This window comes from Arthrobacter sp. BE255, assembly GCF_031457335.1.
Taxonomy (GTDB): domain Bacteria; phylum Actinomycetota; class Actinomycetes; order Actinomycetales; family Micrococcaceae; genus Arthrobacter.
The window spans coordinates 302,196-325,791 of record NZ_JAVDWK010000004.1; the positions used below are offsets into that span (position 1 = coordinate 302,196).

Consider the following 23,596-nt stretch of genomic DNA (forward strand, 5'->3'; position numbering starts at 1 on the left):
TCAGTGCCAGTTACTGCCCGGGCGTCTTCTGTTCCGGTGCCGGCACGGAACCGCCGTGGAGTTCCCGCGCCGGTGCCGCCGCGGGGGCTGCTGCCGGCGGATTCGCGGGGGCCTGCGCCGCAGCCTGGGCGGCAGCCTGCGCGGCCGGCGGATTGGCGGCGGGTTCTCCAGCCACCGGCTTCCGGCTGGCCAGCGGCTCCCCTGTGCTTGCCGGCGGGACCACGGTCAGCTGCCCGGCAACTGCCGGCGCCGGGATGACGGCACCGGCGTTTCCGCCCTTGACGGCCGGTGTCGCCTTGCCCGTGACCGCCAGGGTGGAAAGGTCGATCTGGCCTTTCACCGTGGATGCCACCATTCCCAGGTCAGCGGCCTTGGCCGCCAGGTTTTGGGGTGCTTCGAAGTTCTGCACCTGTTGTGTCAGGTCCTGGTTCTGCTTGGTCAGCGTGCTTTGCTTGCCCCGGAGTTCCACGAGCTGGTACTGGGCGGTGGACACCGAAATGTTCAGCACCAGGACGGCCACGAGTGCGACGGCGAGCAGCGCAAAGCAGAGGACAACAAAGGGGGCGCGGCGCTTCCTGGGAGCCGTGCGCACCACCGAGAGAGGAGTGCGGGCCTTGCGGACCGGGCCGGGAGCGCCGGCGGGAGTGGGCCCAATCGCAGGCGCAGCGCTGCCGGAGACGACCGGAAAGTTCTTGACGGCGGCTGCGGTGCTCATGCGGTTCTCCTGGTTCTGATGCGTTCCACGGCCCGCAGCCTTGCTGAGGCAGCGCGCGGGTTTTCGGCGATTTCGACGGCGGTGGGCACCTCTGTGCCCTTCGTGAGGGTCTTGAGTTCGGCTTTGTGTTCCTCCAGCTCCACCGGAAATCCGAGCGGGGCCGAGGATTTGGAGCCTGCCTGGAAGACGCCCTTGACGATTTTGTCCTCCAGTGAGTGGTAGGACATGACCACAATGCGTCCGCCAAGGGCCGTTGCCGCGACGGCGGCGGGAACCGCCCGCTCGAGGACGTCCAGCTCCTCGTTGACTTCGATGCGGAGCGCCTGGAATGTCCGCTTGGCGGGATGCCCGCCTGACTTGGCCGCGGCGGCAGGAACCACCGAGCGGATCTGCTCGACGAGTTCCCCGGTGGTGGCGAAAGGCTTCACTGCGCGGGCAGCGACGATCCTGTTGGCAATGCGTCCGGCAAACTTCTCCTCGCCCCATTTGCGGATGATCCGCACGAGCTCGTCTTCGGAGTAGTTGTTGACCACATCCGCGGCGGTCTGCCCGCGGCTGGTGTCCATCCTCATGTCCAGCGGCGCGTCGAAGGAGTAGGCAAAGCCGCGTTCGCGTTCGTCAAGCTGCAGCGACGAAACTCCGAGGTCCATGAGGATTCCGTGGACTTCGCTGACACCGAGGTCGTCAAGGACATCGGCGATCTCATCGTAGACAGCGTGCACCAGGTCAGTCCGTGCGGAGAATGGCGCCAGCCGTTCGCCGGCCAGGGCCAGCGCTTCCTCGTCGCGGTCGATCCCGATCAGGTGCAGGTCCGGGAAGCGCTGCAGCATGGCTTCCGAGTGGCCGCCCATGCCGAGGGTGGCGTCGATGGCTACAGGAGTGTCTCCCCTGAGCCTCGCGGCCTCAAAGCCAGGGGCCAACAAATTGATGCACCGGTCCCGAAGGACCGGTACGTGGCGTTCGGACGTTGGCTTCGGGTTGTCGTTCATGCCTTCGTCCTCTCCTGCCATGATTGCCGTGGTGTTGCTTCTTGAGCCAGATCCCCATCCGCGCCTGTCGTCCTGCCCGCCTGGCTCCGGGGAAGTGAGCCAGGTTGGCCGGCCGATGGGCGGCTGGAGATCTCGTTCAAGAAGCGTTCCGCCGTTCCATGCCGGCGATCACAGAATCCCCGGAATGGCGTCGTCAGTCTCAGAGAAGGCTGTTTCCTTCTCTGCCAGGTATTCGTTCCAGGCTTGGGCGTCCCAGATCTCGGCGCGGGTTCCTGCGCCGATCACGGCCAGTTCCCTGCCGAGGCCTGCGTACTCCCGAAGCGCTGCCGGAATGGTCACGCGCCCCTGCTTGTCAGGTACCTCGTCCGAGGCTCCAGAGAGAAAGACGCGGATGTAGTCCCGGGCCTGCTTGGAGGAGATGGGCGCCTCCCGCATTTGCTCGTGGACACGTGCAAATTCCTGCTCACTGAAGACGTAGATGCAACGCTCCTGGCCCCTCGTGAGCACCAGGCCGCTGGCAAGTTCCTCGCGGAACTTCGCGGGGAGGATAATTCGGCCCTTTTCATCCAAACGCGGCGAGTGGGTGCCAAGAAACACCGGCCCACCGCCTGTCTGCTGTCAGGAACTGCACATCCCCTGTGTTGCAACTACCCTCTTATGCCCTCCACATTACTCCACTTTCCCCCACAGTCAACGCAAGATTGGCGCAGATTCCCCCCACTTTAGGGAATTGGGCCCGCAAATCCGGCCATTTCACAGGTGGTGGAAAGTGGAGGGCTTTTGCATGCCGACGAGCATCCGGGCAGCCGGTTTCAGTGCGCGGTTAAACGCAAAAGACCCGCCGCGGCGGGTCTTTTGCGTGAATTACTGGTTCGGATTACTGGACGGCCGCTTTAGCCGGGCGCAACGAAGGTGGAGTGGGGGTCAGGTGGTACGGAATGGAGGAGTCCGGTGGCCTGGCAGCCGGCTGGATCAGGAGTCGCCGCGGCGCCTCTCGTCCCAGCGTTCCTCAAGGCTGCTCATGAAGGAACTCCTGGATTTGCCAGGCTTCCCTGGACGGCCGCCGCCGCGGGACTTTCCGGGTGCCGAGCTGCGCATCGTCGCGAAGTAGACGCCGGCCCCCATCACCACAAATCCCAGGACGCCGACGAAGATGTTCTGGAGGGTGACGCCAACAAGCAGGAGAAAAATCCCGGCGAGGGCGCAGAGAACGCCGATCACCACATGCCGCGTGGACCATGAGCGCCCTGGATCAGACCCCATGGAATTCGCGAATTTTGGATCGTCCTCGTGCAGCTGCTTTTCCAACTGTTCAAGCAGCTTCTGTTCGTGCTCCGAGAGCGGCATCACGACCTCCTTAAGTAGGCCAACGTCCGGGCTGGGCCCAGCCAGTACTTCTGCTCCGATAACGACTGGCCTCCCGTACGAGTTCCCGCTCCGCCGTCAATGGCGGAACGGGAGCGGTATGTCCAGTCGTTCGAAAACTATGTATATATAAGGATAGTTTGTTGAGGGCCGTTCTGAAAGACAGCAATGACTTTCGTCAAGGGGCTCGACGACGGGAAAGACGCCGCAGGGGGCAAGAACTAGGCTGAACCTTTTCCGGAGTCCAACAAGCGTGCCGGAAGCACGGATTTATTGCCAAATTTCCGGCTCACTTTGTCCAATGCCTGTTCAGCTGCCCGCCAGTTGTCATCCCTCCGGTCCAGGCTGAGCTGCAGGGAGGTTTGGGCCGTTTCCTCCAGCTGTTCTGCCCGGACACCCACCAGCCGCACCGTCATGCTTCGGTCGCCAAGTGAATCCAGGAGCTGGAGGACAACGGCGTAGATCATCTGCGTGCTGTCCACCGGCGTGTGCACTGTCCGGCTCCGGGTGATGGTGGAGAAGTCCGCGTAGCGCAGCTTCAGTGCCACCGTCCTGGCCACCATTCCCGAACTGCGCAAGCGCTCCGCGGTCCGGTGCGACAGGCGCAGCAGTTCGCGGTGCAGGAGGGCATTATCGGCGGTGTCCACGGCAAAGGTTTCCTCGGCTCCGATGCTCTTCTCGAGCCGCACCGGCGTCACTGGACGCGGGTCGATCCCCCAGGACAGCCGGTAGACATGCTCGCCCGTGGCGCCCAGGGTCCGTTTCAGGGTGTGCAGCGGGGTGGCGGCCAGATCCGCAACGGTCCTGATTCCCATCCGCGCGAGGACCTCGGCAGTCTTTGCTCCCACTCCCCACAAAGCACCAACCGGCAGGCTGTGCAGGTAGGGGACGGTTTCTTCCGGCCCGATCAGGAGCAGTCCGTCGGGTTTGCACCGCGTGGATGCGATCTTGGCCACGAACTTGCTCGCGGCGATACCCACCGAGGCGGTGATGCCCAGTTCGGCGGCTACGCGGCGCCTGATCAGTTCGCCGATGTCACGGGGCGGACCGAGCCGCCGGATGGCACCGCCAACGTCAAGGAAGGCCTCATCGACACTGAGCGGTTCAACCAGATCGGTGACCGATTCAAAAATCCCCATCAGCTGGGCGGAGACCTCGTAGTACAGCTTGTGCCGCGGTTCGATGATGACCGCCCTGGGACACATCCGTGCTGCGATCACCATTGGCATGGCGGACTTCACGCCGAATTTCCGGGCCTCGTACGAGGCAGACAGCACCACCGAACGGTCTGCGGGGTAACCCACAATGACAGGCTTGCCGCGGAGTTCAGGGCGGGTACGCAACTCGACGGTGACAAAGAAAGCGTCCATGTCCACATGCATGATGGGCGTACGGCGAAGCTCCCGAAGACCCGCTTCGGTGTGCTGATTCATCCCGTCCGGCCCCACGAAACAATCTTATCCGCTGGTACTGACTAAACTGGAGGCTGAATCCGGCATCAACACCAGGAGGAAAGTCCCTGTGACGGTCATTGGAAGTCTTAAGCCAAAAGGATCGGCCGCCCTCGTGGCCATCGCAGCGCTGGCACTGGCCGCCTGCAGCCCCGCGGCACCGGGAGTAACCACGCCGTCCTCCGCCACTTCGCCGCAAACCTCCGGCCAGCCCACGGCCACGGCGTCGGCCAGCCCCTCGGCGTCACCCGGGACTTCGGCGACAGTGGGCGCACTCGTCGCCGGGTTCCCACAGCAGCTTCTTCCCGTCATGCCGGGAGCCACCGTGATTTCCAGCAGCTTCGACAAGTCAGCGACGCCGGCGACCGTTGCGCTGGTGGGCAGCGTCTCCGGCCCGCCCGCACCCGTCGTCGAGTTCTACACCAAAGCCCTTGAAGCCCAGGGCTTCAAGGCGGTGCCCGGAGAAACCGTGGGCGCCGTGGCCTCCAAGGACTTCGTCCGGGGCGACAACGAGACCGTGAACCTGGCGGTGGTGGAAACCGCGGGCGCTTCCACGTTCACCATCGGCGCCAACGTGGCAGCTGAGTCAGCCAAGTGACGGTTGCCGAGCAGCTTCGCCTTGAACAGACCGGATACGTGGCGGCTGTCGCCGGTGAACTGACAGACTTCCTGACCACGCGCCAATCCGTGATGACGGCCATTTCCCCGGATATCGATCCCATCATGGGTTCCATCTCCAACCTGGTCACCGGCGGCAAACGGCTCCGGGCCCTGATGTGCTACTGGGGCTGGCGGGGAGCCGGCGGGGAAGCCGGGGCCAGCCAGATTGTGACTGCAGGCTCGGCGCTGGAACTCTTCCAGGCCGCGGCGCTCATCCATGACGACATCATCGACCGGTCCGACACACGACGGGGCGGGCCCAGCGTCCACCGCCGCTTCAGCCAGCTGCACACGGCACAAGGGTGGGCCCTGGACAACGAAAGGTTCGGCCACGCCGCTGCCATCCTGACCGGCGACCTGTGCCTGTCCTTCAGCGAGGAAGCCTTCACGGACATCGGCGAAAAAGCCGCTTCCGGGAGCAGGGCCCGGCTGATCTTCAACCTCATGCGGGCCGAGGTTATGGCCGGCCAGTACCTGGACATCCTCGAAGAAGTCGCCGGGCCTGTCCGGGACAGGGCCGGGGCCGTGTCCCGGGCGCAGTCCATCATCCGCTTCAAGTCCGCCAAGTACTCCACGGAGCATCCCCTGGCCCTGGGCGGCGCGCTTGCGGGAGCCTCCAACGAGCTTCTCCGCGGATACTCCGCCTTCGCGCTTCCGCTGGGTGAGGCCTTCCAGCTGCGCGACGACGTCCTGGGCGTCTTCGGCGACCCCGTCACCACGGGAAAGCCCGCCGGCGACGACCTCCGGGAAGGGAAGCGAACCGTTCTGGTGGCGCTCGCCCTGGACCAGGCAACGGCCGAAGAATCCGCCTTCATCGACGCCAAGCTCGGAAGCCCGGATCTCGGCGACGCAGACATCGCCGAGATCCGCCGCATCATCGAGGAATCCGGAGCACTGCAGGCCACCGAAGTCCTGATCGGTGAATTCGGGGCAGCCGCGTTTGACGCGCTGGAACAACTGGAGCTGGACGAATTGCCAAAGACAGCCCTCCGCAGGCTGGCTGAGGCAACCGTCAGCCGCGCATCCTGAAAATTACGGTTACCAGGCCAGAGTTTGGGCGCGGCGGCGGATTTCGGTTTTGCGGCCTTCACGGAGGGCATCAATAGGCCGACCACGCAATGATTCGTCGGCAGTAAAAAGCCAGACAATCAGGTCTTCGTCTGAATAGCCGGCATCCGACAGCACCACAATGGTGCCTTTAAGGCTGTCCACCACGTGACCGTCCTGGATAAATTCCGCGGGGACGCACCGGATTCGCCGTTCACCCACGCGCAGCGCGGCCAGCGCCCGCTCATCAAGGAGACTGTGGACTTTCGTAATTGAAACGTCCAACAACTGCGCGACATCAGGCAAGGGCAGCCACTCGCCAACAAGGCTTTCTACGTTACTCACGGATCAAGGTTGCCATGACGTGCACCCTGACGCCTAGTCGCCGCCATTCCGGCGGAGGCATCGGCAGGCGACACTCCAAAAAATTCTCGTTGTCAGCCTTTAGAGAATTCTTGTGCTAATTGCCAATCCATGAGAGATTCACATAGATCACATTGGTAACAGCAATAACTTAAGTAACACTAGAAGCATTATTAACACAGGCAACACCCACCGCTCCGCAGTTGAGAAGAGGATTCCTTCCATGACGACGTCCCGCTCGCCACAGCAGCCACCCAGGCCGAGCCTGCCGATGATAGCCGCCACGACGGCGGCGCTCCCTGCGGTTGTCCTGTCGTCACTGGCCCTTGCCCACCCTGCTGCGGCTGTTGCCCCCGCCCGCCCGATCCCTGCCACCCTTGTCGCGGCAATGAAGGCCCAGGCAGCCGCTGCCACGGCGGCCGTTATCCCGGCCGCCTCGGTTTCGACCACGATTCCGTCCGCGTTCCGGCCCGCCCAGCCGTCCGTCCCCGCCGAATACACGATCGCCCGGGGCGACACCATCAGCAGCATCGCCGGAAGGCACGGCCTGGATACCTACGAGGTGCTCAAGCTGAACAACCTCCAGCCGAACACCATCATCTACCCGGGCCAGAAGATCAGGCTCTCCGGTTCCGGCAGTGCGCCCGCCGCAACTCCTGCTGCCCCGGCACCGGCGCCGCTGGCCACGTCCGGTGCAACCTACACCGTCAAGTCCGGCGATACCCTCAGCGCCATCGCCTCCAGGCACGGAGTGGGCCTTTCGGAAATCTTCGGCTGGAACGGGCTGAACATGCGTTCCATCATTTACCCCGGCCAGAAGATCAAAGTGAATTCAGCTGACGCCGCACCCGCTGCAGCTCCTGCGCCCACGCTCCAGCCCGCGTCCGCACCCGCGGCGCCGGCCCCCGCTGCTCCGGCGCCCGCCGCCCCCACCGGTTCCTATACGGTGAAGGCCGGCGATACCCTCAGCGCCATTGCCTCCAGGCACGGCGTGAAGCTTTCCGACGTCCTGTCCGCGAACCAGCTGAGCCTGTCCAGCATCATTTACCCGGGCAACAAGCTGGTCATCCCCGGCGCCGCCGTTCAGCCGGCCGCCACGCAGCCGGCCGCGAATGTCACTCCCCTGGTGCCGAGTTCGTTCCTTGGATTCACCTACCCCGCGGCCGTGGTCAGCTCAGCCAACGAGAACAAGGCACTGCTCAACGCATCTCCCGTTCCTTCCCGCGACCAGATGCGGACCATCGTGGCGGACACCGCACGGGCCATGGGTGTGGACCCTGCCCTGGCGCTGGCTTTTGCCTACCAGGAATCCGGTTTCAACCAGCGCGCCGTCTCCCCGGCGAACGCCATCGGCACCATGCAGGTCATTCCGTCCTCCGGCCAGTGGGCGTCGGACCTGGTGGGGCGCAAGCTCAACCTGCTGGATCCGTACGACAACGCGACCGCCGGCGTAGCCATCATCAGGCAGCTGATCGCCACCAGCAAGGACCGTGACACCGCGATCGCCGGCTATTACCAGGGGCAGTATTCCGTGAGCAAGTACGGCATGTACGACGACACCAAAGAGTACGTGGCGGCCATCAAGGCGCACGAACAGAACCTCGGCTAGGCCAGCACGCCCCAACGCCCGGTCCCCGAAGGGACGGGCCAGCGCAGTAACGATACGGGTCCGGATCGCATGGTGATTCGGGCCCGTTTCGTTGCGGGATTAGGATCGTAGGGTGCAGGAACACGTGTCTGACCGACTTGTTGGAACGCTGGTGGATAACCGCTACGCCGTCCAGTCCAAGCTCGCGCGCGGCGGAATGTCCACCGTTTACCTCGCAACGGACCTGCGGCTGGAACGCGACGTCGCACTCAAAGTACTCCACCCGCACCTCGCCAGCGACGATACCTTCCTGGGCAGGCTGGGCCGTGAGGCGAAGGCAGCTGCCAGGCTTTCGCACTCCCACGTCGTGGGTGTCCTCGACCAGGGCAACGACGGCCAGACGGCCTACCTCGTCATGGAGTACATCAAAGGCCATACGCTCCGGGACGTCATTAAGTCCAAGGGCGCGTTGCCACCCCGGCTTGCCCTGGCACTCATCGATCCCGTCGTCGAAGGACTCGGAGCAGCGCACGCCGCCGGGATGATCCACCGCGACATCAAGCCCGAGAACGTCCTGATCGCCGACGACGGCCGGATCAAACTGGGCGACTTCGGCCTGGCACGTGCGGTCACCACGTCCACCAGCACGGGTGCACTGATCGGCACAGTGGCCTATCTTTCCCCCGAACTGGTGCTGGGAAACCAGGCCGACGCCCGGAGTGACATCTACTCGGTCGGGATCATGCTGTACGAAATGCTGACCGGCCAGCAGCCCTTCAGCGGCGAGGTCCCCATCCAGGTTGCGTACCAGCACGTGAACGGCACGGTGGGCCCGCCGTCGGCCCTGGTCCCGGGCCTCGCCGCCGAAGTCGACGAACTGGTGCAGTGGTGTACTGCCAACGACCCCGAGAACAGGCCCGTGGACGGCACCGCCCTGCTCCAGGAACTGCGCCATATCCGCACCAACCTCACGGACCGCGAACTGGACCTCCAGCCGCCTGCAGCGCTGGATCACGGCATGCAGAATCCCACTGAAATCATCACCCGCCCCAGCCACCCCACTACCGTGATGTCACCGCTGGAACGGCCCGGGAGACCTCCGCAGCCTGCGCCGGCCCCGTCCGGGGATTTCGCAACTGCGGTCATTCCCGCTGCCCCGGCCGCACAGCACACGGCCGCCTACTCCCCCTACCCGGACACCACGCCCGCTCCCCTGACCAAGCGCGCCCGGCGCAAGGCGGACAAGGAAGCCGAAAAGGCACGGTCCCGGGCGGCCGCAACTCCGCTCAGGTCGCTGCGGGAAGGCAACCCCCGGCGCCGTGGCGCCCTGTGGGTGGTCATCCTGATCATCGCGGCGCTGCTGGCCACCGGTGCCGGCTGGTTCTTTGGCATGGGCCCGGGATCCCCGGCGACCGTCCCCGCCGTCGCGAACAAGACGGTGGCGCAGGCCCAGCTGCTGCTGAGCGACGCCGGATTCCAGTCCAGCACGCGTGACGTTTTTGACGATGACGTCCCTTCCGGCCTCGTAGTGGGAACGGAGCCCGGGGCCGGCACGGAGATCAGGAAATTCCAGCCGGTGGCCTTGTTTGTCTCCAAGGGTCCCCAGCTGTTTGAGCTGCCGAAACTGACCGGACAAACGCTGGAACAGGCCAAAGCGGAACTGAACAGGGCCGAGATGGCCCTGGGCACCATCACTGAGCAATTCGATGAGGGCGTTGCCGCCGGCGTCGTGCTCGCCCAGGACCCGGCATCCGGGACCCCGGCCCGGCACGGCACACCGGTGGCCCTGGCCGTCTCCAAGGGTCCCCAGCCCATCCCTGTGCCGTCCGTCGTTGGGATGGACGAGAACGACGCCGTCGATGCCATCGAGGCGGCCGGGCTGAAGGCAGAAGTAGCCAAGGACGAAGTCAACGACAAGAAGGTGCCCAAGGGCGCGGTGGCCAGCCAGTCGCCGTCGAACGGCACCCTCACCCGGGGCGCCACGGTGACGCTCACCATCTCCGATGGCCCGAAGATGGTGAGGGTTCCCAGCTACGTCGGCAAGCAGGCCAAAGAAGCCGAACAGGCTCTGCGCCAGCTCGGCTTCGAAGTGAAAGTGAACAACGTCCTCGGCGGATTCTTCGGAACCGTCCGCGACCAGGACCCGGCCAACAAAGACGTTCCCGAGGGATCAGTCATTACCCTGACGGTGGTGTAGCGCGGACGCCCGTGCCGGCAGACGCAAAAAAGGATGCCTCCCGTGACGCGAAGTCCGGGAGGCATCCTTTTCGACTGAAAAAACGACGCGGTCAGTGCTTGGAGAGTGCCCCTGCGACCAGGAACGCCATTTCGAGTGACTGCATGTGGTTCAGCCGCGGATCGCACACAGACTCGTAGCGGTCCAGGAACGCCTCCTGGTCCACGGGGTCGGCCCCGCCAAGGCATTCCGCGACGTCGTCGCCGGTCATCTCGACATGCAGGCCACCAGGAACGGTGCCCAGCGAATGGTGGACCTCGAAGAAGCCGCGGACTTCGTCGATGACGTCGTCGAAGTTGCGCGTTTTGTAGCCGTTGGGTGAGGTGACCGTGTTTCCGTGCATCGGATCAGTGACCCAGAGGACCTGGGCGCCGGAGGCGGTAACCTTCTCGACGACGGCGGGCAACTTCTCCCGGATGTTCTTCGCGCCCATGCGGGTGATGAAGGTGAGCCGTCCGGGCTCACGCTCGGGGTCCAGCTTGTCGATGAGGCGGAGGGCGTCATCTCCGGTGGTGGACGGGCCGAGCTTCACGCCGATCGGGTTCCGCACGCGTGAGAGGAAGTCGATGTGCGCATGGTCCAGCTCGCGGGTGCGCTCCCCGATCCACAGGAAGTGGGCCGAGGTGTCGTAGGGGAATCCGGTCCGGGAGTCGATGCGCGTCAGCGCCCGCTCGTAGTCAAGCAGCAGGGCCTCGTGGCTGGCGAAGAACTCCACCCGCTTGAGCGCCTCAAAGTCAGCGCCGCAGGAGGCCATGAACTTGATGGCACGGTCGATATCGCGGGCCAGGGACTCGTAGCGCGCGTGGGCCGGGTTCTCGGTGAAGCCCTTGTTCCAGTGGTGCACCAGCCGGAGGTCGGCGAAGCCGCCCTGCGTAAACGCCCTGATGAGGTTCAGGGTGGATGCCGACGTGTGGTAGGCCCGGAGCATCCGGGCTGCGTCGTGGCCACGGGATTCGGGCGTGAAGTCGTAGCCGTTGACGATGTCGCCGCGGTACGCGGGCAGTGTGACGCCGTCGCGCGTTTCATCGTTCGAGGACCGGGGCTTGGCAAACTGGCCGGCCATCCTGCCCATCTTGATCACGGGCATGGCCGCGCCGTAGGTGAGGACCACCGCCATCTGCAGGATGGTCCTGACGCGGGCGCTGATCTTGTCCGCGGTAGCAGCTTCGAAGGTTTCAGCGCAGTCGCCACCCTGAAGCAGGAAAGCCTTGCCCTGGGCGGCGGCGGCCAGCCTTTCGCGGAGGATGTCCACCTCACCGGCGAAAACCAGCGGCGGGAGCACGGAGAGCTCCTTGACCGAAGAGTCGAAGACGTCCTTGTCCTGCCAGCTGGGCTGCTGGGAGATGGGGAGGTCCCGCCAGTCATCCAGGCCTGGATAATTGGCGGCGCCGCTCTGGGCGGTACTGGACAGCGAGAAGGCGGGTTTTGCGGATAGCTCAGTCACCATCTAAGAGTAGTGTCACTGGGCGGCATCCGGACACCCGGCCGTCACGCGCGGGGGCGACCGGCGTCACATCATCCGGCGGCCGGCGTCCCGTCGTCGTCCTGCGGCTCCGGTGCGGCAACGCTGCCGGAAGGATCAGCGGCCGTGTCCGTCGCCGGCTTGTCCTGCTTGCCGGCAAGCCGGAGTTTCACCACGGCGGCATATTCGTCCACGTACTCCTGGCCGGAAAGACGCATCAGTTCGAACATGATCTCGTCAGTCACCTTGCGCTGCACCTCGCGGTCTTCGGCCTGCTCCCGGTACTGGCTGAAGTCCAGCGGCTCCCCGAAGATCATGCCGATCCGGCGGATGTTGGGCAGCCGTTTGCCGATGGGCTGGACCTTGTCCGTACCGATCATGGCCACCGGAATGACGGGGACACCGGCCTGGAGGGCCAGCCGTGCCACACCGACCTTGCCGCGGTAGAGGCGGGCGTCCGGGCTGCGGGTGCCCTCGGGGTAGATTCCCAGCAGACCGCCGCCGGTCAGGACGTCCATGCCCGCGTTGAGCGAAACAGCCGACGCCGCGCCGCCCGACCTGTCCATGGGAAGTTGGTTGGTCAGCCGGAAGAACAATGCCGTGAGGCGGCCTTTGAGTCCGGTTCCGGTGAAGTACTCGGACTTCGCCAGGAAGATCACAGGCCGGGGCACCATCAGCGGCATAAAAATCGAATCGGAAAACGACAGATGGTTGGAGGCGATGATGGCTGCGCCCTCCGCCGGAACATTGTCCAGGCCTTTGACCCAGGGGCGGAACAGGAGCCGCAGTACCGGACCCAGAAAGATCCTCTTCATGACCCAATAAAACACGCGACGAACCTCTCGAAGAAGGCGGCAGGCCCGGGCTCAGCGGGGCAGGGCCAGGACTCCAATGCCACCCTACTCTAGTGAGATTTATCCCGAACAGTGACACGATGGAGTCATGACAGAAAGCAGCATCCCGCCCCGGCCTGCCGCTTTCAGCTACCCCGGCCACGGACCCAATGCCACGACCGGCATCGCCATCTGCCACGGGTTCACCGGGAGTCCCCTCAGTGTCCTGCCCTGGGCGGAACATCTCGCGGCCCAGGGCTTCGCCGTGTCCGTGCCGCTCCTTCCGGGGCACGGGACGGACTGGCGCCAGCTGGCCCGCTCCACCTGGCCCGACTGGCAGCGCACTTTTGAAGCCGCCTACCTTGACCTCGCCGCACGCACGGAAACCTGCTACGTGGCCGGCCTGTCCATGGGCGGGGCCATCGCGCTGCTGACTGCGTCCCGGCATTCGGTGGCAGGGGTGTCAGTGGTTAACCCCGGCCTGAGTTTCTATGACCGCCGGGTGCGGGTCATCGGCGTGCTCAAGTACTTCCAGCAGACCACGCTGCCCATCCAGGAGGACGAGTCCACAGCAGCCGTCACCGACGACGGGGACTATTCACGGACGCCCCTGGCCGCTGTCCACCAGCTCAAGAAGCTCTTCGGCGCAAGCATCCGCGGCCTGCCACGGGTCACGGCGCCGGTCCAGGTATTCAAGTCACGCACCGATGCCGTGGTTCCCCCGTCGTCGCTGGCCATGCTGAGGCGACGCTTGGGCGGGCGCCTGGTGGAGGTCGTGGACCTGCATCACAGCAGCCATGTGGCTACGCTGGACGCCGACGCCCCCGAAATTTTTGCGAAATCCACCGCGTTTTTCCTTCAGCACGCCCACCGCCCCATTACGTCGGAGAGTTCATGACAGCGCTTCCGGACCACAGCCCGTTCCACAGTGCCTTCCGCGGCGACGGACCACGCATCGGCGTGGTCCTCTCGCACGGCTTCACCGGCAGCCCGCACGGCCTGCGGGCCTGGGCCGCGTCCTTGGCTGACGCCGGATTCGCCGTGCGTATGCCGCTCCTTCCCGGCCACGGCACCACGTGGCAGGAACTGGCGCGGACCCGCTGGACCCAGTGGCACGAAGCTTTGGACGGGGCCTACCTGGAACTCGACGCCGAATGCGACCATGTTTTCTCCGCCGGACTCAGCATGGGCGGGGCCCTGGCCCTGCGGGTCGCGGCCACCCGGCCCGTCGCCGGGGTCATCCTCGTCAACCCCGGCCTTGTCATTGACGATCCCCGCGCCCCGCTGGCGGGCATCCTCAAGCTGGTGCTCAAGAGCACGCCGGCGATCGCCAACGACATCCTGAAAGCCGGCATGGATGAGGGCGCCTATCCCCGGACCCCGGTGGCTGCCGCCCATGAGCTCAACAAGATGTTCAAGGACACCATCCGGCTTCTCCCGCGGGTCACAGCGCCGGTGCGTGTTTTCAGGTCCACCGTGGACCACGTGGTGTCCGACTCCAGCATCGTTGCCTTGCGCCGCGGCCTCACCAACGCCCCGCTCGAGCTGACCCGCCTGGAGAACAGCTACCACGTGGCCACCCTGGACAACGACGCGGACCAGATCTTCGAGGGCTCAATCGAGTTCATCCGGTCGGTCATCCCGGCGTCGGCCGGCGGGGGCATTGCTGCACCGGTCCACCAGGCGCCTGCCGGGAGCCAGGAGGGCACCGCCCGTGACTAAACCCGATTCCGGCGCCCCGGATCCAAGTGCCAACCAGGACGACGCCGTCTGGCTGGATCTGGTGGCGCGCCTGGAAGGCTCCTCATCGGCCCAGGACGAAGCACTGCGGCCGGGCGGCGCCGATGCCCCGAAGCCGACCGGCGCGCCAGGGTCCACCGAAAGCCCGGCCACCGGAACGGCAGCCCCGCACAATACGGGCACCGGCGCCAGCTTCCGGGACTTTGATCCGTTGGGGCTGGCACCGTCTGCCCCGACCGAGCCGTCAGCTGCCGAGCGGCTGGCCGCTGCGTCTCCTGGGACTCCCGGGAGCACGGACGATCCCGCCCACGGACCGCGTGACTACGGGGTGGACGACGACGACACTTTTGTTCCGGAGGAGCCCCCGAGCCTTGCCGGCACTGACCCGCTGACCATGCTCGCGTGGCTGGGCGCCGTGGGTGGCCCGCTGGCCCTGCTGCTTTCGGTGATGTTCTGGCGGTCGGCACCGCTGTTAGCCATCCTGGGGATGGTGGCGGTGTTTATCCTGGCGGTGGTGTACCTGATCATGAAGCTGCCCCAGGAAAAGGACGAGAACGACGACGGAGCCCGCGTCTGAGCTGTGGTTATGCAGCCGTCAGCTGCGCATCCGGCTGCTGACCCGGGACAGGTCTGCGGCGCCGATCAGGCCTGCGTTGGGTCCCAGTGCGGCGAGTTCGATCCCCGCCGCCGGGCGGAAGCCGCGGCCGGTCAGGTTCCTGGCGAACGCTTTCCTTGCCGGCTCCACCAATAGGTCTCCGGCCGAGCAAAGTCCGCCGCCGATGACAAAAAGTCCGGGATCCAGGGCGGCTGCCAGGTTGGCAAGTCCAAGGCCCAGCCACTCCCCGACTTCCTCAAGAAGCTCGCGGGAGGCGGCATCGCCGGCAAGGGCAAGCTCCGTGACGACCGCCCCGGTGATTACGGCGGGGTCTCCGCCGACGGCGGCAATCAGTTCCTGCGCCACAGGTGAGTTCGCCTGGGCCAGGATCCTCGCCTCCCTGCCCAGCGCGTTGCCGGAAGCATACTGCTCCCAGCAGCCGCGGTTTCCGCACTCGCACCGGTGGCCTCCGCGCATGATGATCTGGTGGCCGAACTCCCCCGCGACGCCAAACCTTCCGCGCTCAACCCTCCCGTCCAGCACCATCGCGCCGCCGATTCCGGTCCCCAGCGTGATGCAGACGAGCCGGCTTTCGCCCTGCCCTGCACCAAAGCGCCATTCGGCCCAGGCCGCGGCATCGGCGTCGTTGGTGAGCAGGACAGGCCTGCGCAGGAGGCGTTGGAGGTTCTCCCTCAGTGGCTCGTTGCGCCAGGCGAGGTGGGGGCTGAACAGGACCGTGCCGCCGTCGAGGTCCATCCAGCCCGCCGCGCCAATGCCCACGGACCAGATGCGGTGCCCCGCCCCAAGTTCTTCAACAAGTTCGACAATGACCCGTTCCACAGCCCTTGGATCGCTGCCTGGAGTTGAGCGCCTCGCTTCGCTCAGGATCCTGCCGTCGGCGTCCACTACGCCGGCGGCAACTTTGGTCCCGCCGATGTCTATGCCGATGGCGAGTCCTTTCCGGCCCAACCGAAGGTGCTCACGGAAAGTTGGCCCCTGCCCGGTCCGGGCCGCGATGGCGGGTGGCCGCCGCTTCCAGGGCGCCGGGCGTCTGTGGGGGCCGGCCTGTACGCCGGGGGGCGGTTCATACATAGTTCCCCATTCTAGGCCGACGAATGCCGCCGCCCGGCAAGCCCGGAGGGCCACTTGGCGGGCCCGCTTTGACGCACAAGTTACTCGCCAGTAGGTTTGTTACTGCACTGCCGGGTACAGGCGTACTAGTGTTAGACATACCCTGTCCGGGCCTACGGATATCAAAGGAGCTATAGTGCGCGAATTCAGCGTTCCGCCGCTGGTTGTTGTCCCACCTGAAACCAACATCACTGACCTGGTGCTGCGGCAGGCTGCCAAGCCCAGCAACCCTGCTCTGTTTTCCCGGCTCGACTCCGCGGGAGCCTGGCAGGACGTATCCGCCACGGATTTCCTTGCCGATGTCCAGGCACTGGCCAAGGGCCTGATCGCCAGCGGCGTCAATGCCGGGGACAGGGTGGGAATCATGTCCCGCACCCGGTACGAGTGGGCTTTGGTGGACTTCGCCATCTGGTTCGCCGGCGGTGTGTCGGTGCCGATCTATGAAACCTCGTCCCCGTCACAGGTTGCCTGGAACCTCGGCGACTCGGGAGCGGTGGCCGCGTTCGGCGAAGCCGCCCACCACGAGGACATCATCCGCCAGGCAGCCACGTCCGAAGGACTGACTGCCTTGCAGCACGTATGGCAGCTCGAAGGCCGCGGCCTGGACGCCGTCCGCGAAGCCGGACGGGATATCAGCGACGCCGACCTTGAGGCACGCCGCAGTGCCGCCAACCTGGCCGACGTAGCCACCATCATCTACACCTCCGGAACCACCGGCCGCCCCAAGGGCTGCGAACTCACCCACGGCAACTTCGTTGAGTTGTCGGACAATGCTCTCGCCGTCATTGGCGACATCGTCCATGAAAACGCGAAGACCATCATGTTCCTGCCCCTGGCGCATGTCTTTGCCCGCTTCATCTCCGTCCTTGCCATGGCGGCCGGCACCACGGTGGCCCATACCCCGGACATCAAGAACCTCCTCGCTGACCTGCAAAGCTACGAGCCCACATTCATCCTGGCCGTGCCCCGCGTCTTTGAGAAGGTCTACAACTCGGCGCTGACCAAGGCCGAGGACGGCGGCAAGGGCGCTATCTTCCACAAGGCCGCGGAGACGGCCATCGCTTTCTCCAAGGCCCGCCAGGCAGGCCACGTTGGCTTGGGCCTGAAGCTCAAGCACACCCTCTTCGACAAGCTTGTCTACGGGAAGCTCCGCGCCGCCATGGGCGGCCATGTGGCCCATGCTGTCTCAGGAGGCGGGCCGCTGGGCGAACGACTGGGGCACTTCTTCCAGGGCATCGGCCTGCAGGTCCTGGAAGGCTATGGGCTTACCGAAACCACCGCCCCCATCTCCGTCAATACACCGTCGCGGATCAAGATCGGCTCGGTGGGCAAACCGCTGCCGGGGAACGCGGTGAAGATTGCCGAGGACGGCGAGATCCTCGCCAAGGGCGTGTGCGTAATGCGCGGCTACTACAAACGCGATGACCTGAGCAGCGAGACCTTCGCCGACGGGTGGTTCCGAACCGGCGACATCGGCCGCCTCGACGAAGAAGGGTTCGTTTGGATCACCGGACGCAAGAAGGAAATCATCGTCACCGCCGGTGGCAAGAACGTGATCCCGGCGCTCCTCGAGGATCAGATCCGCGCCGACGCGCTGGTCTCCCAGGTCCTGGTAGTTGGCGACAACCGGCCCTTTATCGGCGCGTTGGTCACCCTGGACCAGGAAGCGCTCCCCGGCTGGCTGCAGCGCCATGGCCTGCCGAACACCACCACCCTCGACGAGGCAGTGGAGAATCCGGTGGTGAAGGCGGCGGTCCAGGACCTCATCACCCACGCGAACGCTTCCGTGTCCCAGGCTGAGGCAATCAAGTCGTTCCGGATCGTGGCCGCAGACTTCACCGAGGCATCAGGCCACCTGACGCCTTCAATGAAGGTCAAGCGCGGCCAGGTCATGAAGGACTTCGAAACCGTCATCGAAGAGATGTACGGCGCCCCGCGCGGGTCTTAAGCAAAAGCAACGCGGGGTCACTCCCAGCCCGATAAACAGTGTTTATTGGGCGGGAAGTGACCCCGCGTTGCTTTTTAAGTGGTTACTCCACAACCAGGAGCAGGTCCCCGCCCTGCACCTGTTCAACCGTTGAGATGGCGAGGCGGGAGACTTTGCCGCCGACCGGCGTCGTAATGGACGCTTCCATCTTCATCGCTTCGATCGTGGCCACCGTGTCACCGGCGTTCACGGTGTCACCTGCCTTGACCGTGACGGTGACGGCACCGGCGAACGGCGCCGCGACGTGGCCCTGCTGGGCCGGGTCCGCTTTCTCGGCGGCTTTGACGTTGCTCACCACGGAACGGTCGCGGACGACGACGGGCCGGGACTGCCCGTTGAGCGTGCACATGACCGTGCGCATGCCCTTCTCGTCCGGCTCGGAGACAGCCTCCAGCGAGGCGATCAGGCGGACGCCCTTTTCCAGCTGGATCTCGTGCTCCTGCCCGCGCTGCAGGCCGTACAGGTAGTCCCTGGTGTCGAGCACGGAGATATTGCCGTAGGTTTCCACGCTCTTGAGGTAGTCCTTGGTGGGACCGTCGAAGAGCAGGCGGTTCAGCGTGCCCTGGCGGGTCTTGGAATCGCCTTGGAGCGCGGCACTGTCCTCGGCGCTGAGCTCAACGTCGCGGACCTTGATGCTGCGGCCCTGGAGTGCCTTGGTCCGGAACGGTTCCGGCCAGCCTCCCGGCGGGTCACCGAGCTCGCCGGACAGGAAGCCGATGACGGAGTCGGGGATGTCGTAGTTCTGCGGGTTCTCGTTGAAGTCCGCGGGGTCGGCGTTCAGGCCCACCAGGTGCAGCGCGAGGTCGCCCACCACCTTCGACGACGGCGTGACCTTCACCAGGCGGCCCAGGATGCGGTCCGCGGCCGTGTACATGTCCTCGATGGCTTCGAAGCGCTCCCCCAGGCCCAGGGCCATGGCCTGCTGGCGGAGGTTGGACAGCTGCCCGCCCGGGATTTCGTGCTGGTAGACGCGGCCTGTGGGGCCCGGCAGGCCCGACTCGAACGGCGCGTAGACACGCCGCACGGCCTCCCAGTAGGGCTCCAGGGAGCTGACTGCCGCCAGGCTGAGTCCGGTGTCACGCGGGGTGTGCGCCAGTGCCGCCACCAGGGCCGAAGCGGACGGCTGGCTGGTGGTTCCTGCCAGCGAGGCGGACGCCACGTCCACCGCGTCCACGCCGGCGTCGACGGCTGCCAGGAGGGTGGCCAGCTGGCCGCCGGCGGTGTCGTGGGTGTGGAGGTGGACCGGAAGGTTGAACCTTTCACGGAGCGCGGCAACCAGCTTCGCGGCGGCAGCGGGACGGAGCAGCCCTGCCATGTCCTTGATGGCCAGGATGTGGGCGCCGGCATCCACGATCCGCTGGGCGAGTTCGAGGTAGTAGTCCAGCGTGTAGAGCTTCTCGTCCGGGTCCAGCAGGTCGCCGGTGTAGCACAGGGCAACTTCCGCGACTGCCGTGCCGGTGGCGCGGACTGCACGGATGGCGGGCGCCATCTGGTTGACATCGTTCAGTGCGTCGAAGATCCGGAAGATGTCGATGCCGGTGGCAGCTGCCTCGTTGACAAAGGCAACCGTGACCTCTTCGGGGTACGGGGTGTAGCCGACGGTGTTGCGGCCGCGGAGCAGCATCTGGAGGCAGACGTTGGGCAGGGCCTTCCGCAGTGCGGCAAGCCGGTCCCACGGGTCTTCGCCAAGGAAGCGCAGCGCCACATCGTACGTGGCACCGCCCCACGCCTCGACCGAGAGCAGCTCAGGTACCAGTGCGGTGACGGCCGGGCCGGCGGCCACGAGGTCGCGGGTCCGGACCCGGGTGGCGAGCAGGGACTGGTGTGCGTCGCGGAACGTGGTGTCCGTGACGGCCACTGCTGTCTGCTCACGCAGCGCCTTGGCGAAGCCTTCCGGGCCCAGCTCCTGGAGCCGCTGGCGGGACCCCGGCACGGGCTGGATGCCCGCGACGGAAGGAAGCTTGGATGCCGGGTTGGAGCGGACGGTGAGTTCGCCGTTCGGCTTGTTCACGGTGACCTCGGCCAGCCAGGTGAGCAGCTTGGTGCCGCGGTCGGCGGACACGCGTGCCTTCAGCAGCTGGGGCCGCTCGTCAATGAAGTTCGTTGCGACGTTGCCGGCAATGAAGTCGGCGTCGTCCAGCACGGCCTGCAGGAAGGAGATGTTGGTGGAAACGCCACGGATGCGGAATTCCGCGAGGGCACGGCGGGCGCGGGCCACTGCTGCCGGGTAGTCGCGGCCACGGCAGCTCAGCTTCACCAGCATGGAGTCGAAGTGCGGGCTGATTTCGGCACCCGAGTACACGGTGCCGCCGTCGAGCCTGACACCGGCGCCGCCTGCGGAGCGGTAACCAGTGATCTTCCCGACGTCGGGCCGGAACCCGTTGGCCGGGTCCTCGGTGGTGATGCGGCACTGCAGGGCCGCGCCCTTGAGCTGGACGGTTTCCTGGGAGAGACCCAGGTCTGCAAGGGTTTCGCCGGACGCGATCCGCAGCTGCGCCTGCACCAGGTCAACGTCCGTCACTTCCTCAGTGACGGTGTGCTCGACCTGGATGCGGGGGTTCATTTCGATGAAGACGTGCTGGCCGGCGCGTTCGCCGACGGTGTCCACCAGGAACTCGACAGTTCCGGCGTTGACGTAGTTCAGCGCCTTGGCGAACTTGACCGCGTCACGGTAGAGGGCCTGGCGGATCCCCTCGTCAAGGTTGGGGGCCGGTGCAATCTCAATGACCTTCTGGTGGCGCCGCTGGATGGAACAGTCGCGCTCGAAGAGGTGCATGACGTTGCCCTCGGCATCGGCGAGGATCTGGACCTCGATGTGCCGCGGCCGGAGCACAGCCTGCTCCAGGAACATGGTGGGATCACCGAACGCCGCATCCGCTTCGCGCATGGCGGACTGCAGGGCTTCCGGGAGGGCCTCGCGGGTGTCCACGCGGCGCATGCCACGCCCGCCGCCGCCGGCGACGGCCTTGGCGAAGATGGGGAACCCGATCTCGTCGGCCGCGGCGATGAGCTCATCGAGGTCCTTCGACGGCTGGCTGGACTTCAGCACCGGGACGCCGGCCTTCCGGGCAGCTTCCAGCGCGGCGACCTTGTTGCCGGCGAGTTCCAGCACCTCAGCGGGCGGACCGACAAAGGTGATCCCGGCTTCCTTCGCGGCACGGGCGAGGTCCGGGTTCTCGGACAGGAATCCGTAGCCGGGGTAGATTGCGTCGGCACCGGACTCCTTGGCCACCCGGACCACTTCGGCCACGTCAAGGTATGCCCTGACAGGATGGCCTTCCTCGCCGATCAGATAAGCCTCGTCGGCCTTCTGGCGGTGAATCGAGTTACGGTCCTCGTTCGGGAACACAGCAACGGTCTTGGCGCCCAGCTCGTAGCCGGCGCGGAATGCCCTGATCGCGATTTCGCCGCGGTTGGCCACCAGAATCTTGGAAAACATACTTCTCCTGCATCATTGCGGGTGTATCGGTAAGTGGTCACAGTGTCTAAGACCCGCGCTTAGAAATACAAATCATTGTGGCCACCGTCACAGAAGTTGCCGTCATGTCCGCGACGCTTTGCCGGGGACCGCCGGAACCAGCCGTTGCCATCACGCCGAGGTGCCATGCCGACGCCCGATAAAGCAGGAATCGCCGGCGCATCAACATATGATGAGTAGGGCGGCAGGAGCCGCCCGGCTTCGGCACTGCCGGAGCAAACATTACCCCCAACACGGCAGCCGGCGTTAGGTTTTGGTCTCTCAAGTGCAAGTAGTCAGCATCAGCAGCCTCAAGGGCGGGGTCGGCAAGACTTCCGTCACCACAGGATTGGCGTCTGCGGCGCTTGCCGCGGGCATCCCCACATTGGTGGTGGACCTGGATCCCCATGCGGACGCGACCACGGCCCTGGGCGTGCAGCCCGGCGACCAGCTGGACATCGGGCGGATGCTCAAGAGCCCGCGGAGGGCCAAACTCGCGGACAACGTGGTGGGCAGCAGCTGGACGGCCCGCGCACTCTCGAACGGGTCCGGTCCGGGAGTCCTGGACGTCGCGGTCGGCTCTGCGTACACCGGAATATATGACCGGCCGGACCTGGGCCGCCGCGATCTCCGCCGCCTTTCTTCGGTGCTGGCCGGCGCTGACTATGAACTCGTCCTGATCGACTGCCCTCCATCACTGAACGGCCTGACCAGGATGGCCTGGTCAGCCAGTGACAAAGTGGCCCTGGTGGCCGAACCCGGGCTGTTCTCCGTAGCGGGAACCGAGCGGACCATGCGGGCCATCCAGCTGTTCCGGCAGGAGTTCGCCCCCAACCTTTCGCCGGCCGGCATTGTGGCAAACCGTGTCCGCACCGGTTCATCCGAGCACACCTACAGGCTCGCCGAAATGGAATCGATGTTCGGAGAGCTCCTGTTGAGCCCCCGGATCCCGGAGCAGGCAAACTGGCAGCAGATCCAGGGCGCGGCCCACCCGGTCCACCACTGGCCCGGCGACTCGGCGAAGTCGGCTGCTGCCCTCTTTGACACGCTGCTGGCCAACCTCCTCGCCGTTGGCAACGGCCTGCGGAGCCGCGGCCAGCGCTAGTCGCTGAGGCGGCCGGCTCTGGCCGCACGTTGACCGCATGGAAAAGGCCACCTTCCGCTGGAAGGTGGCCTTTGGCGTTTTTAGGGTTCAGCCGGTCTTCCGGGCTGCACGGCGCTTGCTGAGCTCGTCGTCCGGAAAGGACTGTTCGGCTGCATGCTCGCTCGGGAGGGACGCCAGGCTGCCTTCGACCTCCCGCCATACGCGGCCGACCGCAATGCCAAACACACCCTGTCCGCCCTGGACGAGGTCGATCACCTCGTCCGCGGACGTGCACTCGTAGACACTGGCGCCGTCACTCATCAGCGTGATCTGGGCGAGGTCCTCCACGCCGCGCTCCCGCAGGTGTTCCACGGCGGTCCTGATCTGTTGGAGCGACACTCCGGTGTCCAGGAGCCGCTTGACGACTTTGAGGACCAGGATGTCGCGGAAGCCGTACAGGCGCTGCGAACCCGAGCCGGCAGCACCGCGGACTGCGGGTTCCACCAGGCCGGTACGGGCCCAGTAATCAAGCTGGCGGTAGGTGATGCCGGCCGCCTTGCAGGCAGTCGGTCCGCGGTAGCCCGCGTCTTCGTCAAGAACGGGAAGGTCTTCGGTAAACAGGAGGCCCTGGGCACCGCTCGCGGGTACAGCGACACCAGCCGTCGAGGGCTGTTTCAGCTCGCCTGCTTCGCCTTTGGGACTCACCTGGATCCTCCTTGTCATAAGCTCCCGGGGAAAAACTGCAGCAGCCTGTACGGGCACGAAGTCCATGCATGTAATTTCCTGGAGCCGCACCTTACAGTGTGACTTGCGCTGCTGCTGTAAGCAATGGGAACTTGATACCTTTGACGTTAGGCCTGCCGGGTCCCAAGGTCAAAGACGTTCGGCTCTTT

The 23,596-nt window shown here is 65.6% G+C and carries 20 protein-coding genes; 9 read left to right on the forward strand and 11 right to left on the reverse strand.

Annotation, left to right across the window (positions count from 1 at the left end):
* Positions 1 to 10: 10 nt before the first annotated feature.
* The 5 genes from J2X42_RS10110 to dinB all read right to left on the reverse strand — a co-directional run bounded on the left by J2X42_RS10110 (position 11) and on the right by dinB (position 4,502).
* Positions 11 to 715, reverse strand: a complete 705-nt coding sequence (locus tag J2X42_RS10110) for a hypothetical protein (protein WP_310164717.1) — start codon at positions 713 to 715, stop codon at positions 11 to 13.
* Entirely contained in the window at positions 712 to 1,704 is a 993-nt protein-coding gene (gene rsmH / locus J2X42_RS10115; protein ID WP_310164718.1) for a 16S rRNA (cytosine(1402)-N(4))-methyltransferase RsmH, read from the reverse strand. Before rsmH ends, J2X42_RS10110 begins: the two co-directional genes overlap by 4 nt.
* Positions 1,705 to 1,872: 168 nt before the next feature.
* Positions 1,873 to 2,301, reverse strand: coding sequence for a division/cell wall cluster transcriptional repressor MraZ (gene mraZ / locus J2X42_RS10120; protein ID WP_108599862.1), 429 nt, complete (start codon positions 2,299 to 2,301; stop codon positions 1,873 to 1,875).
* A 375-nt stretch (positions 2,302 to 2,676) separates the two neighbouring features.
* Positions 2,677 to 3,051, reverse strand: coding sequence for a DUF3040 domain-containing protein (locus J2X42_RS10125; RefSeq protein ID WP_310164720.1), 375 nt, complete (start codon positions 3,049 to 3,051; stop codon positions 2,677 to 2,679).
* 239 nt (positions 3,052 to 3,290) lie between these two features.
* Positions 3,291 to 4,502: a DNA polymerase IV gene (gene dinB / locus J2X42_RS10130; RefSeq protein ID WP_310164722.1), complete on the reverse strand. Its 1,212-nt coding sequence runs from the start codon at positions 4,500 to 4,502 to the stop codon at positions 3,291 to 3,293.
* Positions 4,503 to 4,590: 88 nt separating this feature from the next.
* Between dinB and J2X42_RS10135 the strand changes: the two genes are divergently transcribed.
* Together J2X42_RS10135 and J2X42_RS10140 are read left to right on the forward strand one after the other, a co-directional pair.
* Positions 4,591 to 5,118 carry a hypothetical protein gene (locus tag J2X42_RS10135; RefSeq protein ID WP_310164723.1) on the forward strand — a complete coding sequence of 176 codons (528 nt, stop codon included), beginning with the start codon at positions 4,591 to 4,593 and terminating at the stop codon, positions 5,116 to 5,118.
* Entirely contained in the window at positions 5,115 to 6,209 is a 1,095-nt protein-coding gene (locus J2X42_RS10140; protein WP_131134988.1) for a polyprenyl synthetase family protein, read from the forward strand. Before J2X42_RS10135 ends, J2X42_RS10140 begins: the two co-directional genes overlap by 4 nt.
* 9 nt (positions 6,210 to 6,218) lie before the next feature.
* On the opposite strand, the gene J2X42_RS10145 is transcribed toward J2X42_RS10140, so the two are convergent.
* Positions 6,219 to 6,572: an Rv2175c family DNA-binding protein gene (locus J2X42_RS10145; protein WP_131134989.1), complete on the reverse strand. Its 354-nt coding sequence runs from the start codon at positions 6,570 to 6,572 to the stop codon at positions 6,219 to 6,221.
* 241 nt (positions 6,573 to 6,813) lie between these two features.
* On the opposite strand from J2X42_RS10145, the gene J2X42_RS10150 reads away from it, so the two are divergent.
* A complete protein-coding gene (locus tag J2X42_RS10150) occupies positions 6,814 to 8,199 on the forward strand; it encodes a LysM peptidoglycan-binding domain-containing protein (RefSeq protein ID WP_310164727.1) in 1,386 nt (461 codons plus the stop codon).
* A gap of 112 nt (positions 8,200 to 8,311) precedes the next feature.
* Positions 8,312 to 10,375, forward strand: a complete 2,064-nt coding sequence (gene pknB / locus J2X42_RS10155; protein ID WP_310164729.1) for a Stk1 family PASTA domain-containing Ser/Thr kinase — start codon at positions 8,312 to 8,314, stop codon at positions 10,373 to 10,375.
* A gap of 91 nt (positions 10,376 to 10,466) precedes the next feature.
* Here pknB and J2X42_RS10160 read toward each other — a convergent pair whose 3' ends face one another.
* Together J2X42_RS10160 and J2X42_RS10165 are read right to left on the reverse strand one after the other, a co-directional pair.
* Positions 10,467 to 11,861, reverse strand: coding sequence for a class II 3-deoxy-7-phosphoheptulonate synthase (locus J2X42_RS10160; RefSeq protein ID WP_310164731.1), 1,395 nt, complete (start codon positions 11,859 to 11,861; stop codon positions 10,467 to 10,469).
* Positions 11,862 to 11,929: 68 nt separating this feature from the next.
* Positions 11,930 to 12,706: a lysophospholipid acyltransferase family protein gene (locus tag J2X42_RS10165; RefSeq protein ID WP_310164732.1), complete on the reverse strand. Its 777-nt coding sequence runs from the start codon at positions 12,704 to 12,706 to the stop codon at positions 11,930 to 11,932.
* 112 nt (positions 12,707 to 12,818) lie between these two features.
* Between J2X42_RS10165 and J2X42_RS10170 the strand changes: the two genes are divergently transcribed.
* From J2X42_RS10170 to J2X42_RS10180, 3 genes are read left to right on the forward strand one after another with little or no spacing between them, the layout of a single operon-like run.
* A complete protein-coding gene (locus tag J2X42_RS10170) occupies positions 12,819 to 13,607 on the forward strand; it encodes an alpha/beta fold hydrolase (RefSeq protein WP_310164734.1) in 789 nt (262 codons plus the stop codon).
* Complete coding sequence (locus tag J2X42_RS10175) at positions 13,604 to 14,431, forward strand: alpha/beta fold hydrolase (RefSeq protein WP_310164736.1); 828 nt, start codon at positions 13,604 to 13,606, stop codon at positions 14,429 to 14,431. The genes J2X42_RS10170 and J2X42_RS10175 overlap by 4 nt, the downstream gene beginning before the upstream one ends.
* On the forward strand, positions 14,424 to 15,026 hold the full coding sequence (locus J2X42_RS10180) for a hypothetical protein (protein WP_310164738.1): 603 nt from the start codon (positions 14,424 to 14,426) through the stop codon (positions 15,024 to 15,026). The genes J2X42_RS10175 and J2X42_RS10180 overlap by 8 nt, the downstream gene beginning before the upstream one ends.
* 18 nt (positions 15,027 to 15,044) lie before the next feature.
* Here J2X42_RS10180 and J2X42_RS10185 read toward each other — a convergent pair whose 3' ends face one another.
* Complete coding sequence (locus J2X42_RS10185; RefSeq protein ID WP_310164740.1) at positions 15,045 to 16,136, reverse strand: ROK family glucokinase; 1,092 nt, start codon at positions 16,134 to 16,136, stop codon at positions 15,045 to 15,047.
* 175 nt (positions 16,137 to 16,311) lie between these two features.
* Between J2X42_RS10185 and J2X42_RS10190 the strand changes: the two genes are divergently transcribed.
* The gene (locus tag J2X42_RS10190) at positions 16,312 to 18,123 is read left to right on the forward strand and encodes an AMP-dependent synthetase/ligase (protein WP_310164742.1); all 1,812 of its coding nucleotides are present in this window, start codon (positions 16,312 to 16,314) and stop codon (positions 18,121 to 18,123) included.
* A gap of 82 nt (positions 18,124 to 18,205) precedes the next feature.
* Here the strand turns inward: J2X42_RS10190 and J2X42_RS10195 are convergent, their stop codons facing one another.
* Positions 18,206 to 21,601 carry a pyruvate carboxylase gene (locus J2X42_RS10195; RefSeq protein WP_310164743.1) on the reverse strand — a complete coding sequence of 1,132 codons (3,396 nt, stop codon included), beginning with the start codon at positions 21,599 to 21,601 and terminating at the stop codon, positions 18,206 to 18,208.
* A gap of 304 nt (positions 21,602 to 21,905) precedes the next feature.
* On the opposite strand from J2X42_RS10195, the gene J2X42_RS10200 reads away from it, so the two are divergent.
* Entirely contained in the window at positions 21,906 to 22,724 is an 819-nt protein-coding gene (locus tag J2X42_RS10200) for a ParA family protein (protein ID WP_310164745.1), read from the forward strand.
* Positions 22,725 to 22,811: 87 nt separating this feature from the next.
* On the opposite strand, the gene J2X42_RS10205 is transcribed toward J2X42_RS10200, so the two are convergent.
* Positions 22,812 to 23,408: a MerR family transcriptional regulator gene (locus J2X42_RS10205; RefSeq protein ID WP_066290467.1), complete on the reverse strand. Its 597-nt coding sequence runs from the start codon at positions 23,406 to 23,408 to the stop codon at positions 22,812 to 22,814.
* Positions 23,409 to 23,596: the final 188 nt, after the last annotated feature.

What these genes read in the sequence shown, in the direction of transcription:
- J2X42_RS10110 (WP_310164717.1), bottom strand. Translation starts at nt 715, where the DNA reads ATGAGCACCGCAGCCGCCGTCAAGAACTTTCCGGTCGTCTCCGGCAGC.
- rsmH (WP_310164718.1), bottom strand. Translation starts at nt 1,704, where the DNA reads ATGAACGACAACCCGAAGCCAACGTCCGAACGCCACGTACCGGTCCTT.
- J2X42_RS10125 (WP_310164720.1), bottom strand. Translation starts at nt 3,051, where the DNA reads ATGCCGCTCTCGGAGCACGAACAGAAGCTGCTTGAACAGTTGGAAAAG.
- dinB (WP_310164722.1), bottom strand. Translation starts at nt 4,502, where the DNA reads ATGAATCAGCACACCGAAGCGGGTCTTCGGGAGCTTCGCCGTACGCCC.
- J2X42_RS10150 (WP_310164727.1), top strand. Translation starts at nt 6,814, where the DNA reads ATGACGACGTCCCGCTCGCCACAGCAGCCACCCAGGCCGAGCCTGCCG.
- J2X42_RS10160 (WP_310164731.1), bottom strand. Translation starts at nt 11,861, where the DNA reads ATGGTGACTGAGCTATCCGCAAAACCCGCCTTCTCGCTGTCCAGTACC.
- J2X42_RS10170 (WP_310164734.1), top strand. Translation starts at nt 12,819, where the DNA reads ATGACAGAAAGCAGCATCCCGCCCCGGCCTGCCGCTTTCAGCTACCCC.
- J2X42_RS10175 (WP_310164736.1), top strand. Translation starts at nt 13,604, where the DNA reads ATGACAGCGCTTCCGGACCACAGCCCGTTCCACAGTGCCTTCCGCGGC.
- J2X42_RS10185 (WP_310164740.1), bottom strand. Translation starts at nt 16,136, where the DNA reads ATGTATGAACCGCCCCCCGGCGTACAGGCCGGCCCCCACAGACGCCCG.
- J2X42_RS10195 (WP_310164743.1), bottom strand. Translation starts at nt 21,601, where the DNA reads ATGTTTTCCAAGATTCTGGTGGCCAACCGCGGCGAAATCGCGATCAGG.